We start from the raw sequence: 12,456 nt of genomic DNA on the forward strand, positions 1-12,456 counted from the left end.
GTTCCTTTTTTAACGACACGCGCATCATGCTTTTAAAGCTCTTACGTTCTACTGTCATCGGTTTGATTGTCGCAGGCCTGCTGCTGCTGGCGCTGCCGTCTTTACGTCAGTTCAACAAACTGTCGGCTCCCAAGTTCGATAGCACGGATGAAACGCCGGCCACCTATAACCAGGCCGTTCGCCGTGCCGCACCTGCCGTGGTTAACGTCTATAACCGTGGCCTCAATACCTCAGCCCATAACCAGCTGGAGATCCGCACCCTCGGCTCCGGGGTAATTATGGACGAGCGTGGCTACATTATTACCAACAAGCATGTGATTAACGATGCCGACCAGATCATCGTTGCCCTGCAGGATGGCCGCGTGTTTGAGGCATTACTTGTTGGATCTGATAGCCTGACCGACCTGGCCGTCCTGAAAATTAACGCCACGGGCGGTTTACCGGTCATCCCGATCAACCGTAAACGTACCCCGCATATTGGTGACGTCGTACTGGCTATCGGCAACCCTTACAACCTGGGCCAGACCATCACCCAGGGGATTATCAGCGCGACCGGCCGTATTGGTCTCAACCCATCGGGACGGCAGAACTTCCTGCAAACCGATGCCTCAATCAACCACGGTAACTCCGGCGGTGCGCTGGTCAACTCGCTGGGCGAGCTGATGGGCATCAACACCCTCTCGTTCGATAAGAGTAACGACGGTGAGACGCCGGAAGGGATCGGCTTTGCCATTCCGTTCCAGCTGGCGACCAAAATTATGGATAAGCTGATCCGCGATGGACGCGTGATTCGCGGCTATATCGGTATTGGCGGCCGTGAAATTGCACCTATGCATACCCAGGGCGGCGGTATCGATCAGATTCAGGGCATCGTGGTGAACGAGGTGTCGCCAGGCGGTCCGGCGGCGAATGCGGGGATTCAGGTAAATGATGTCATTGTGTCGGTCAACGGCACGCCGGCGGTCTCTGCGCTGGAGACGATGGACCAGGTGGCAGAAATTCGCCCAGGCTCTATCATCCCTGTTGAAGTCATGCGCAACGATAAGAAACTGACGCTGCATGTGACGATTCAGGAATACCCGGCCACTAACTGACAGGCATAAAAAAACGGAGCGATAAGCTCCGTTTTTTTTACCGGGTGGGGGTGCGCTTTACTTGTTAACGAACTCTTCGCCCAGGGTGATATCTTTCTTCAGCGTGTCCAGCATGCCTTCCATCGCGTGTTGTTCAAACGCGCTCAGCGTACCAATGGATTTACGCTCTTCGATACCGTTTTTACCCAGCAGCAGCGGCTGAGAGAAGAAGCGAGCGTGTTCGCCATCGCCTTCAACGTAAGCGCATTCAACAACGCCTTTCTCGCCCTGCAGAGCGCGAACCAGTGACAGACCGAAACGCGCAGCCGCCTGGCCCATAGACAGGGTCGCAGAACCGCCACCCGCCTTCGCTTCCACCACTTCGGTGCCTGCGTTCTGGATACGTTTAGTCAGGTCAGCCACTTCCTGCTCGGTGAAGCTCACGCCTGGGATCTGCGACAGCAGAGGCAGAATGGTGACGCCAGAGTGTCCACCAATAACCGGAACTTCCACTTCTGTTGGCTGTTTGCCTTTCAGCTCAGCAACAAAGGTGTTGGAACGGATAATATCCAGCGTGGTTACGCCGAACAGTTTGTTTTTGTCGTAAACACCTGCTTTCTTCAGCACTTCTGCCGCGATAGCAACGGTGGTGTTTACCGGGTTAGTGATGATGCCGATGCATGCTTTCGGGCAGATTTCAGCAATCTGCTGCACCAGGTTTTTCACAATGCCTGCGTTGACGTTGAACAGGTCTGAACGATCCATGCCTGGCTTACGCGCCACGCCTGCAGAAATCAGCACCACGTCGGCACCCTGCAGTGCAGGACGCGCATCTTCACCGGAGAAGCCTTTGATTTTTACAGCGGTTGGGATGTGGCTCAGGTCAACCGCCACACCTGGGGTTACCGGAGCAATATCGTACAGGGAGAGTTCTGAGCCTGAAGGCAGTTGGGTTTTCAGTAGTAGGGCAAGCGCCTGGCCGATACCACCAGCAGCGCCGAGGACTGCGACTTTCATCCTAAACTCCTTATTATGGTTAACTTAAGTATCTGTAAATCCGTTGCGGCGACCATAATTCAGCAAGTGTTTAATTACAATTTTCGTAGCTAAAGAATTTGAGGTCACGCGGCTTTATCTCTCTTCAGAAGACTATCTGACGACAGATGGCAACGAATTAAGAGGTGGTTACAATACACCCTGCCCCGCCACCAAAACAACATCATTTTGATAACATTTAATTTACTTTTAAGCTTATTTGCGCGGCGTGACCCAGGCATGTTTTCTGATAACGAAATCTGATAAAATCACTCCCTTTCATAACATTATTTCAGCCTGGCGCTGAGTAGATAATTTGCATAAAAATTCATCCACATGCATAATAATGTTGTTTCTATCGTCATATTCCGGGTGACTTATGCGAAGCTCGTCTAAGCAAGAAGAATTAGTTAAAGCGTTTAAGGCGCTACTTAAAGAAGAGAAATTCAGTTCTCAGGGAGAAATTGTTCAGGCGCTGCAGGAACAAGGCTTCGATAACATCAATCAGTCGAAAGTCTCCCGCATGTTAACCAAATTTGGCGCAGTGCGTACCCGTAACGCCAAAATGGAGATGGTTTATTGCCTGCCTGCAGAACTTGGCGTGCCGACCACCACCAGCCCGCTCAAGAATCTGGTTCTGGATATCGATTACAACGACGCCGTTGTGGTGATCCGCACAAGCCCTGGTGCCGCGCAGCTGATTGCCCGCATGCTGGACTCGGTAGGTAAAACGGAGGGTATCCTCGGGACTATCGCCGGCGATGACACCATCTTTACCATCCCGGCCAGCGGTTTCTCCGTTAAAGATCTCCACGAAGCGATTCTGGCTCTCTTCGAACAGGAACTGTAATCCTCTCTCCCCGTAGCGCCGCTGCGGGGATCATTCTGCTCCCGCATCATTTCCCACTGTCTTCTACTGCCTCTGGCTTTGACAAATAGTGCTTTTTACCACCCATTAACATTCACCCAGTGAATGATAAATCAAAAAATCGCACAAAAAATCAAAAGCAGATATCCATATGATTTAATTAGATATAACCACACATAATGACCAAAAAACGGCCAACATTATGCAATTTCGTTATAAAAAAAAGACTGGTTAACACGTAATAACAATAGAAACCATTAGTCTGGTATTAATTTTTGACGTTATTAGTGTATACTTGATTTTGTGATGGGGGTCACGAAACAAGACCCCACTAAAAAATTCGACGAGGTAAGAATCATGAAAATCAAAACTACTGTAGCGGCGCTGAGCGTCCTGTCTGTTCTGTCATTCGGTGCTTTCGCTGCTGACTCTATCAATGCTGACCAGGCGCAATCCCGCCAGGCAATCGGTACGGTTTCTGTCGGCGCGATCGGCACGTCTCCAATGGACATGCATGAAATGCTGAACAAAAAAGCGGAAGAACAGGGTGCGTCATCCTATCGCATCATCGAAGCGCGTTCAGGTGACCACTGGCACGCTACCGCTGAGCTGTACAAATAAGTTTTAGTAATAACTGAAAACGTAAATCTCCACTCAACGGCACCAGGCATAAAAATAGCGGTTCAACCCTTCCTGCCGTTGAGCAAAAACCCTATTCAGGAGTAAAGACTATGAAAACTAAATTGATCATCGCAACCCTCGGTCTGGCTTCCGTTCTCTCTTTCGGCGCGAGCGCAGCCGTACAGCAAGTGAACGCCGACCAGGCTCAAAATCTGCAGCGTATGGGCAGCGTATCCGTCACGTCAGTCACCGGCTCACCGATGGATATTCGTCACGAACTTGCCGCCAAAGCTGAAAAAGCAGGCGCCAGCAGCTATCGCGTCACCGAACTGAATCAGGGTGACCACTGGCATGCTACGGCAGAACTGTATAAATAAACCCTCGTCGTATCTCATCATACGACTTGCCCCTGGCCTCGTGGTCAGGGGCTTTTTTTTGCATTCAATGGCGCGTGTTAAAGCGCAGCTGCCCTTCCAGCTCTTCTTCTGCTTCATCGAACAGCAATATCAGTGCGCCAAAACGTCTGCGCAGCTTATCGGGCAAATGGATGAATTCGATCTCCAGCGGTAGCGGCAACAGACTTCCGGTCACTACGTCCCACAGCGTGTCCAGATTCGTCACGCTTCCCCGTTCAAGATCAAACACCCGGATAAATTCACGATAAAAGTCTTCCTGATCATCGATCTCGTCAAAATCAAAGGTATAGGTTTTCATTGCCAGCCACCCAGTCCAGGCGAGCGGCAGATGCCGCCCTGTCTATTATAATCCCCCGATGTGCAGGGTTTTAACTTCCAGATACTCTTCCAGCCCCAGCACGGAGCCCTCACGTCCAAGACCTGACTCTTTAACGCCACCAAATGGCCCCAGCTCCGTGGACACGGCGCACTCGTTAATGCCAATCATCCCGCTCTCGATGGCCTGTGAAACGTGGAAAACCCGCGAGAGATTCTGGGTGTAGAAGTAAGCCGCCAGCCCGTAGGGCGTGTTGTTGGCGCGCTGGATGACTTCATCTTCAGAGGTGAAACGGAAGCACGCGGCAACAGGGCCAAACGTCTCTTCTTCTGCCAGCTTCATGCCTTCATGGCAGTCGCCCAGCACGGTTGGCATCCAGAAATTCCCGCCAAGCGGATGAGGCTTACCGCCTACCAGTACGGTCGCCCCCCGGGTAACAGCGTCTTCCACATGCTCGCGCACTTTGTTCACCGCTGAGGGTTCAATCAGCGGACCTACGACCACACCGTCGTCCAGACCATTTCCCACCTTCAGCGCGTTCACCGCATCGGCCAGTTTGTTCACAAACTTGTCGTAGACGGTTTCCTGAATATAGAAACGGTTCACGCTGACGCAAACCTGCCCGGCATTGCGGAACTTGTTGGCAATCGCCCCTTTAACCGCTGCGTCGATATCCGCATCTTCAAAAACGATATACGGGGCATTTCCCCCCAGCTCCATGGAGACTTTCTTCATGGTTTCCGCAGCATTACGCACCAGCGTTTTGCCGACGGAGGTCGAGCCGGTGAAGGAAATTTTACGCACGTCCCGGCTTGCCATAATCGCGTCGCTGATTTCATGCGTATTCCCGGCCACGGCGTTGAGCACGCCGTCGGGCACACCGGCCTGTTTTGCCAGCGTAAGCAATGCAAAAGCGCTGAGCGGCGTGTTATTTGCCGGTTTGATCACCCCGGTACACCCAGCAGCCAGCGCCGGGCCTAGCTTGCGGGTGAGCATCGCCATCGGGAAGTTCCACGGCGTAATCGCCGCGACCACGCCAATCGGTTCTCGGGTCGCCAGAATGCGCGATCCGGGTTTAACAGGGGGAATAATTTCACCGTTAGCGCGCTTGGCCTCTTCGGCGAACCACTGGATAAAGCTGGCAGCGTACTCCACCTCCCCTTCCGCTTCTTTGAGGGGCTTGCCCTGCTCGGTGGTCATTAACCGCCCGAGCCAGCTTTTATTCTCAATAATCAGCTCGTACCAGCGATAGAGGATAGTCGAGCGCTCTTTCGCGGTTTTGGCGCGCCATGCCGGGAAAGCTTTGGTGGCCGCTGCGATAGCGTCTTCAGTTTCTGCTTTACCCGCTTTTGCCACTCTGGCGATGACCTCACCGGTCGCGGGGTTAAGCACATCAAACGTCGTGTCCAGCGTTTTCCAGATTCCATTGACCAGATATCCGGTCTGAAAAAGGATGTGGTCCTGTAGCGCCTGGGTCGTCATATGCCCTCCCTTTCTGAAATGTAAGAACGTGCTGGAATTAAGTATAGCCACAAAAAAACCGACGCTTTTGGCGTCGGCTTTTTTACTTCAGTCAGTTATCCGTGAGGGCACTCTGGTAGCGATGCAGCATTGATACCAGCCGCCCCACCGGCTCGGTCACCTGAGGCGGAGCTTCCCAGACCTTAAGCTTCTCCTGGTAGATATCGAGCTCTTCAAGCAGTTGCGTGAAGTAACGGCGTCGTTTGTCATCGCTGCTCGCGGAAAGCACGTGGTCGGCGGTACGACGCAGCTGACGGTGGTAGGCCGACAGATCGTCGTTGATCGGCACAGGCGCGTTACGCAGACGCTGGTGCGCAATGATCATGGTTAACGCCAGCCGGAACTTCGCGATATCGCCCGGGAATTTGTTCAGCAATAAAAACAGCTGCTGATAGAGCGCGGGCAGGTGGTTCTCTTTACGGCGCGCGGTATTGGTGGTCATAGACGATACGGCAGCCGACACAAACTGGTTCAACAACACGCGGCCCGTTCTTGCCTGTGAGTTATCCCTTACCAGCAGAATGACCATCATCGCCAGGAAACAGCCCACCAGCTGACCTAACGCGCTGTCGAGAAACTGGCTGAAGTGGAAGGTCATCGGGTTATCCAGCACAATAATGTTTATCGTACTCGCCAGCGCCCCCAGCGATCCCAGACGCCGCTTTTGGACTTCAATGCCGATAAAGAACGCCATCACCGCCAGGCTAATACAGAGCAGCAACATGCTCTGTTGCGTAGAGGGAATGATCACCAGGAAATAGAGTGCGCCTATCGGCAACGCGGCAATCGTGCCGTACAGGAAATCAATGGCGACCATACGCGGGTTAGGCAGACGCATCGCCAGTGCGGTCACAACGGCAATCATCACCATCGCGCCGCTGCCGGACGTCCAGCCCGTCCAGAGCCAGAACAGCGTGCCGAGCATACAGGCAAGCGTTGTACGCCAGAAGTTGACCATCGCATGATGACGCTCGGCAGATTCCGCCTTGATCACCACTTCACCCTGAAGGACCTCTTCTTCCGCCGCGCTGATTTTGGTGTTACCGATCACGCCGCGTTTTAGCAACAGGTAGCGCGTCGCGGCGCCGGCCCAGGTGTAGATTGTCACGGGCGTATCGCGTTCCCCGGTCCAGGCGATGATCCGGCGCATGCGCTTAAGCTGCTTGTGCACGTCCTGCACCGTTTCCACCGGCTCGGCAAACAGCTCGCGGAACGTATCGGTCACCGCTTCCGGGCGCGTGTTCTGAATAAGGTAGGTTTCGCATGCCTGGGTAATCAGCGTCAGAGAGACGGTGTTGAGCGCTTTAAGGCGACGGTTAGCGCGGGCCCAGCGCGAAGACTCCATATTGAGATTGCTGCGCATCCCTTCCAGCGCCTGCGTGCGGCGTACCAGCCCGCTCCAGGCTTTATCCACCTCTTCGCTGTCGCCATGCTTAATACAGAGCTGCATCAGCTGGTACTGGGCCACGATCAGCGCGTCGAGTTCACGGTCAACTTCCTGCTTGATGGAGCGCGGGGAGAAAAGCAGGTCAGCGATAATGGCGCAGACGATACCAATGACAATCTCGCTGCAGCGTTCAACCGCAAACTGCGGGGCGAGCAGCGGCTCGGACTGAATGGTGATGACAATAATCAGAGCCGTATAGCCCGCGAGACCCCAGGCGTAGGAGTTCTCTACTTTCACCAGAGACGAAATCCAGGTGCAGAAACCCGCCCAGATACAGCAGACCATCAGCATCAGCAGCGGCGTGCGGATCATCAGAATAATAATGGTGAGCGCCGCGAAACAGCCGATGAACGTTCCGATGATACGCAGCATCCCGCGGTAGCGGATGGCGCCTGAATAGGGCTCCCCACCCGCGGCAAAAGCTGGACCCGCCGCGACAATCGCAGCCGTCAGCACCGCCCAGCGAGGGGTTTCAAGCTGGAAATGAAAACCGACAAACAGCGCCAGCACGATGGCACAGGCCAGCTTCACGGCGAAGCGAATGTGCTGGCTGGCGATGGAAAAGATCCCCATAGCGGTTAACCAAACTCGCGCAGGCGATGGGCGATTTTACGGAAGATCGAGTCCTGGCTGGCATCCCTGTCTTTTTCACCGGTAATCACCACCGTGGCCGTGGTTCCCGCAGGCCACAGATTTCCCAGCTGCTCGTCAAGGTGGATACGCACCGGCACACGCTGGGCCAGACGCACCCACTCCAGGTTGGAATCCACCGTGGCCATCCCTTTAGCATCGTTAGAGCTGCTGGAGTTGGTCACTCCCGCGGCAACGCTGTCAACGGTGCCCTTAAAGACGCGGTTGCTGCCAAGCGGCGTGATTTCCGCCCGGTAACCTGGGCGCACGCCTTCCAGCTTGGTCTCTTCCATATAGGCGAGCACGTAGAAGGAGTTCTGTTTAACCAGCGCCACGGCGGTTGAGCCGCGGGTAATAAATTCACCGGCATAGACGTTCAGGTTAGTGACCCAGCCATCGGACGGCGCGCGGATCACGGTGCGCTCGAGATCGAGCTTCGCCAGGTCGCGCGTCGCTTGCGCTTTAGCCAGCTGGTGCAGCACGGTTTGCAGCACGTTGTTAGACTGGTCAATCTCTTCACGGGACATTGCCTGCACGCCCAGCTGGTTACGGCGACCTGCCTCACGGCGCTTCTCAGCAGCCAGCGCCTGGTAGTAGGCGACATCCGCTTCCGCCTCTTCCAGCGCTTTCTGGTAACGAGGCTGGTCAATGGTGAACAGGACCTGATCTTTTTTCACCAGCTGGTTATCGTGAACGTTAACCGCCGTGATAAGACCGGCCACGTCGGGCGCTATCGCCACGACGTCGGCGCTGAAGCGCGCATCACGCGTCCACGGTGATTCGGTGTAATAGACCCAGGCGCGGAAAATAGCGATGAAGGCGAGGATAACCAGCGCCATCGTAATGGCAGTGCGGGAGATTTTTCTTGTTAGCGTTTTCACATCAACCTCAGACAAACATGCGCGATATCAGGTAAAACAGGCAGCAATACAGCGCGGTATTGAACAATGCAGGATGCCAGACGAAATCATAGATCCCGGTAGGGACCAGCACCTTGCGCACCAGCCAGAAGATCGCCAGTGATAAAAGAAGCTCGAAAAATATCGGTGGGAACGACAGACCGAACACCACGATAACGGGAAACAGACTCATGTTGACCTTGATAAGAGAGAGTGCAGGCTTCAGAATTTTTTAGCGCACGCCACCGCAGGAGAGCAAGAAACGCCGGGCGAGAATGGCGCAGCCGTTATGTAATTAATAGTATATTAACGTAACTGTTATGCTGTTATCTATAATATGTGATCTAAATCACTTTTAAGCCAGAGTGAACAATGGAACGTTTAAAACGCATGTCGGTCTTCGCCAAAGTGGTCGAACTGGGCTCTTTCACCGCGGCGGCACGCCAGCTTCAGATGAGCGTCTCATCCATTAGCCAGACGGTCTCCAAACTGGAAAATGAGCTTCAGGTTAAGCTGCTCAACCGCAGTACCCGCAGCATTGGGCTGACGGAAGCGGGTAAAATTTACTATCAAGGCTGTCGCCGCATGCTGCTTGAAGTGCAGGATGTTCACGAACAGCTCTATGCATTTAACAACACCCCCATCGGCACGCTGCGCATCGGATGTTCTTCAACTATGGCACAAAATGTTCTCGCTGCCATGACCGCGGATATGCTGAAAGAGTACCCCGGGCTTACCGTCAACCTGGTGACGGGCATCCCGGCGCCGGATCTGATTGCCGACGGCCTGGACGTGGTGATCCGCGTCGGCGCGCTGCAGGATTCCAGCCTGTTCTCACGTCGGCTGGGCAGCATGCCGATGGTGGTTTGCGCCTCGAAGAGCTATCTTGCGCAGTACGGTGTACCGGAGAAACCCGCCGATCTCACCAACCACTCGTGGCTGGAGTACAGCGTGCGGCCCGATAATGAATTTGAGCTGATCGCCCCGGAAGGGATCTCTACCCGACTGCTGCCGGAAGGGCGGTTTGTCACCAACGACCCCATGACCATTTCGCGCTGGCTGGTGGCCGGCGCCGGGATCGCCTACGTGCCGCTGATGTGGGTGATCAACGAGATCAACAGCGGCGTGCTGGAGATCCTGTTCCCACGCTACCAGTCCGATCCGCGTCCGGTGTACGCCCTGTATACCGAAAAAGACAAGCTGCCGCTCAAAGTCCAGGTGTGTATTAACTATCTGACCGAGTATTTTGTGGACGTGGCGGAGCTTTTTCAGGGGATGCGGGGAAGAAGGAAGGAATAATCGATTAATTCCTGAAAGTATATGCGTTATTAATATTTCCCGGATGAAACATACATTCATCCGACAATATTTACCCCGCTATCAGGAATAGCGAATTGACACTGCCGCTGCCTGCCCTTTACCTTATAAACAGTCTGCCATTCAGACTGTTATTAATTTGTTGCTGATTTGAATAATAAAATGTATTCCGCAGGATGACGTTAAACAAGGAAAAGAAATGAATATATTTGAACAAACACCGCCTTCACGCAGGCGCTATGGACTCGCCGCGTTCATCGGTTTAATTGCAGGGATTGTCTCCGCTTTTGTCAAATGGGGAGCCGAGGTGCCGCTCCCGCCACGAAGCCCCACCGATTTATTCACCGCCGCGTGCGGGCCTGAACAATTAATAAGAGCCGCAAGCCAGATTGATTGCTCCCGTAATTTTTTAAACCCTCCCTATGTATTTTTACGCGACTGGCTGGGCGTCGTCGATCCTAACGCGGCGGTTTATACCTTTGCCGGACATATATTTAACTGGGTTGGCGTAACACATATTATTTTCTCAATCGTGTTCGCTGTAGGGTATTGTGTAGTTGCTGAAGTCTTTCCGAAAATTAAACTCTGGCAGGGTTTGCTGGCGGGTGCGTTAGCCCAGCTTTTTGTTCATATGATCTCCTTCCCTCTGATGGGGCTGACACCACCGCTGTTCGACCTTCCCTGGTATGAACACGTATCAGAGATTGTGGGTCATCTGATCTGGTTCTGGTCGATCGAAATCATTCGCCGCGATTTACGCAACCGCATCACGCACGAACCGGATCCGGAGATACCGCTGGGTCACTTACGTTAAAAAAAAGGCGCTACTCGGTAGCGCCTTTTTTATGAGTGGTCAGGTCAGGCCGTGCCGCCCACCGTCAGGTTGTCCACTTTCAGGGTTGGCTGGCCCACGCCAACCGGCAGGCTCTGGCCCTCTTTACCGCAGACGCCCACGCCGTTATCCAGCTTCAGATCGTTACCGACCATGGAGATCTGCTGCATCGCTTCAATACCGGAGCCAATCAGCGTCGCGCCTTTCACCGCTTTGGTCACTTTGCCTTTCTCGATCAGATACGCTTCTGACGTGGAGAAAACGAATTTACCGGAGGTGATGTCCACCTGGCCGCCGCCAAAGTTAGGCGCAAAGATACCGTAATCAACGGATTCGATAATCTCCTGCGGCGTGGATTTGCCCGGCAGCATATAGGTATTGGTCATGCGCGGCATTGGCAGGTGCGCATAGGATTCACGACGACCGTTACCCGTTGGTGCTACGCCCATCAGGCGCGCGTTGAGTTTGTCCTGCATATAGCCTTTCAGCACACCGTTTTCAATCAGCACGTTGTACTGGCCTGGCGTACCTTCGTCGTCGATAGCCACCGAGCCACGGCGATCGCGCAGGGTGCCGTCATCCACAACGGTGCACAGCTCAGAGGAGACGAGTTGCCCGATTTGGCCGCTGAATACGGACGTACCGCGACGGTTAAAATCGCCTTCCAGACCGTGTCCTACCGCTTCGTGCAACAGCACGCCCGGCCAGCCGGCACCCAGCACCACCGGGAATGAGCCCGCCGGTGCCGCAACAGCATTCAGATTCACCAGCGCCATGCGCACGGCTTCTTTTGCCCACGCGTCAGCGCGCGCTTCACCGTCAACATCCCCCAGGAACCAGTCATAGCCGAAACGACCGCCGCCGCCGCTTGAGCCGCGCTCGCGTTTACCGTCGTCATCGACCTGCACGCTGATAGAGAGACGCACCAGCGGACGAACATCCGCCGCCAGAGTGCCGTCAGTGGACGCAACCAGAATCAATTCATAAACGCCGCTCAGGCTGGCGGAGACTTCCTGCACGCGTTTATCGGCAGCACGCGCCACTTTGTCGACGCGGCGAAGGATATCCAGCTTCTCTTCACGGCTCATGCTCTGCAGCGGATCGATGCTGGTATAGAGCGCAGAGTGCGAGACTTCACCCAGGGTTTTCACGCGCCCATCACCGGTATCGCGCACAATGGTCCGCGCGGCCTGCGCGCTCTGCTCAAGTGCGGCCAGGCTAATCTGATCGGCATAGGCAAAACCGGTTTTCTCGCCGCTGACGGCACGAACGCCGACGCCCTGGTCGATGTTATAAGAACCATCTTTGATGATGCTGTCTTCTAAAACCCAGGATTCGTGATAGCTCGACTGGAAATAGAGATCGCCGTAGTCGAGACGGCGTTCGGTCAGTTGACCAAGAATGGAGAACAGGTCCTGATGGCTCAGGCCGTTCGCTGCGAGCAAATGTTCACTTACCAGGTTCAGACTCATCGTATTGCT

Annotated in this window: 13 protein-coding genes; 6 read left to right on the top strand and 7 right to left on the bottom strand. The window is 54.3% G+C overall.

What is annotated here, in order from left to right; genetic code table 11:
- The first annotated feature begins 26 nt into the window (after positions 1–26).
- Entirely contained in the window at positions 27–1,094 is a 1,068-nt protein-coding gene (degS, locus tag M2433_RS17975; RefSeq protein WP_429055754.1) for an outer membrane-stress sensor serine endopeptidase DegS, read from the top strand.
- A gap of 57 nt (positions 1,095–1,151) precedes the next feature.
- On the opposite strand, the gene mdh is transcribed toward degS, so the two are convergent.
- Positions 1,152–2,090 (bottom strand): malate dehydrogenase, encoded by a 939-nt coding sequence (gene mdh / locus M2433_RS17980; protein WP_023309387.1) that lies wholly within the window; start codon positions 2,088–2,090, stop codon positions 1,152–1,154.
- Positions 2,091–2,487: 397 nt separating this feature from the next.
- Here mdh and argR point away from each other — a divergent pair, with 397 nt between their 5' ends.
- From argR to yhcN (M2433_RS17995), 3 genes are all read left to right on the top strand, one after another.
- Positions 2,488–2,958 carry a transcriptional regulator ArgR gene (argR, locus tag M2433_RS17985; RefSeq protein ID WP_047347672.1) on the top strand — a complete coding sequence of 157 codons (471 nt, stop codon included), beginning with the start codon at positions 2,488–2,490 and terminating at the stop codon, positions 2,956–2,958.
- A gap of 375 nt (positions 2,959–3,333) precedes the next feature.
- Complete coding sequence (yhcN, locus tag M2433_RS17990; RefSeq protein ID WP_047347671.1) at positions 3,334–3,597, top strand: peroxide/acid stress response protein YhcN; 264 nt, start codon at positions 3,334–3,336, stop codon at positions 3,595–3,597.
- 110 nt (positions 3,598–3,707) lie between these two features.
- Entirely contained in the window at positions 3,708–3,974 is a 267-nt protein-coding gene (yhcN, locus tag M2433_RS17995) for a peroxide/acid stress response protein YhcN (protein WP_032659672.1), read from the top strand.
- 64 nt (positions 3,975–4,038) lie between these two features.
- On the opposite strand, the gene M2433_RS18000 is transcribed toward yhcN (M2433_RS17995), so the two are convergent.
- From M2433_RS18000 to aaeX, 5 genes are all read right to left on the bottom strand, one after another.
- A complete protein-coding gene (locus M2433_RS18000) occupies positions 4,039–4,311 on the bottom strand; it encodes a barstar family protein (protein ID WP_429055753.1) in 273 nt (90 codons plus the stop codon).
- A 45-nt stretch (positions 4,312–4,356) separates the two neighbouring features.
- Positions 4,357–5,811, bottom strand: coding sequence for an NAD-dependent succinate-semialdehyde dehydrogenase (locus M2433_RS18005; protein ID WP_429055752.1), 1,455 nt, complete (start codon positions 5,809–5,811; stop codon positions 4,357–4,359).
- A 91-nt stretch (positions 5,812–5,902) separates the two neighbouring features.
- Positions 5,903–7,870 (bottom strand): p-hydroxybenzoic acid efflux pump subunit AaeB, encoded by a 1,968-nt coding sequence (gene aaeB / locus M2433_RS18010; RefSeq protein ID WP_429055750.1) that lies wholly within the window; start codon positions 7,868–7,870, stop codon positions 5,903–5,905.
- Between the two features lie 5 nt (positions 7,871–7,875).
- The gene (aaeA, locus tag M2433_RS18015) at positions 7,876–8,808 is read right to left on the bottom strand and encodes a p-hydroxybenzoic acid efflux pump subunit AaeA (protein WP_429055749.1); all 933 of its coding nucleotides are present in this window, start codon (positions 8,806–8,808) and stop codon (positions 7,876–7,878) included.
- 7 nt (positions 8,809–8,815) lie between these two features.
- Positions 8,816–9,019, bottom strand: coding sequence for a p-hydroxybenzoic acid efflux pump operon protein AaeX (gene aaeX / locus M2433_RS18020; RefSeq protein ID WP_003860416.1), 204 nt, complete (start codon positions 9,017–9,019; stop codon positions 8,816–8,818).
- A gap of 179 nt (positions 9,020–9,198) precedes the next feature.
- On the opposite strand from aaeX, the gene aaeR reads away from it, so the two are divergent.
- Positions 9,199–10,125 carry an HTH-type transcriptional activator AaeR gene (aaeR, locus tag M2433_RS18025; RefSeq protein ID WP_429055746.1) on the top strand — a complete coding sequence of 309 codons (927 nt, stop codon included), beginning with the start codon at positions 9,199–9,201 and terminating at the stop codon, positions 10,123–10,125.
- Positions 10,126–10,342: 217 nt separating this feature from the next.
- A complete protein-coding gene (locus tag M2433_RS18030; RefSeq protein ID WP_248228430.1) occupies positions 10,343–10,957 on the top strand; it encodes a YagU family protein in 615 nt (204 codons plus the stop codon).
- Between the two features lie 44 nt (positions 10,958–11,001).
- On the opposite strand, the gene tldD is transcribed toward M2433_RS18030, so the two are convergent.
- Positions 11,002–12,447 carry a metalloprotease TldD gene (gene tldD / locus M2433_RS18035; RefSeq protein WP_429055744.1) on the bottom strand — a complete coding sequence of 482 codons (1,446 nt, stop codon included), beginning with the start codon at positions 12,445–12,447 and terminating at the stop codon, positions 11,002–11,004.
- Positions 12,448–12,456: the final 9 nt, after the last annotated feature.

The sequence above is a fragment of the Enterobacter sp. AC1 genome, assembly GCF_050434705.1.
GTDB classification, from domain to species: domain Bacteria; phylum Pseudomonadota; class Gammaproteobacteria; order Enterobacterales; family Enterobacteriaceae; genus Enterobacter; species Enterobacter cloacae_L.

What these genes read in the sequence shown, in the direction of transcription:
- M2433_RS18030 (WP_248228430.1), top strand. Translation starts at nt 10,343, where the DNA reads ATGAATATATTTGAACAAACACCGCCTTCACGCAGGCGCTATGGACTC.
- degS (WP_429055754.1), top strand. Translation starts at nt 27, where the DNA reads ATGCTTTTAAAGCTCTTACGTTCTACTGTCATCGGTTTGATTGTCGCA.
- mdh (WP_023309387.1), bottom strand. Translation starts at nt 2,090, where the DNA reads ATGAAAGTCGCAGTCCTCGGCGCTGCTGGTGGTATCGGCCAGGCGCTT.
- M2433_RS18005 (WP_429055752.1), bottom strand. Translation starts at nt 5,811, where the DNA reads ATGACGACCCAGGCGCTACAGGACCACATCCTTTTTCAGACCGGATAT.
- aaeX (WP_003860416.1), bottom strand. Translation starts at nt 9,019, where the DNA reads ATGAGTCTGTTTCCCGTTATCGTGGTGTTCGGTCTGTCGTTCCCACCG.
- yhcN (WP_032659672.1), top strand. Translation starts at nt 3,708, where the DNA reads ATGAAAACTAAATTGATCATCGCAACCCTCGGTCTGGCTTCCGTTCTC.
- M2433_RS18000 (WP_429055753.1), bottom strand. Translation starts at nt 4,311, where the DNA reads ATGAAAACCTATACCTTTGATTTTGACGAGATCGATGATCAGGAAGAC.
- tldD (WP_429055744.1), bottom strand. Translation starts at nt 12,447, where the DNA reads ATGAGTCTGAACCTGGTAAGTGAACATTTGCTCGCAGCGAACGGCCTG.
- argR (WP_047347672.1), top strand. Translation starts at nt 2,488, where the DNA reads ATGCGAAGCTCGTCTAAGCAAGAAGAATTAGTTAAAGCGTTTAAGGCG.
- yhcN (WP_047347671.1), top strand. Translation starts at nt 3,334, where the DNA reads ATGAAAATCAAAACTACTGTAGCGGCGCTGAGCGTCCTGTCTGTTCTG.
- aaeB (WP_429055750.1), bottom strand. Translation starts at nt 7,870, where the DNA reads ATGGGGATCTTTTCCATCGCCAGCCAGCACATTCGCTTCGCCGTGAAG.
- aaeR (WP_429055746.1), top strand. Translation starts at nt 9,199, where the DNA reads ATGGAACGTTTAAAACGCATGTCGGTCTTCGCCAAAGTGGTCGAACTG.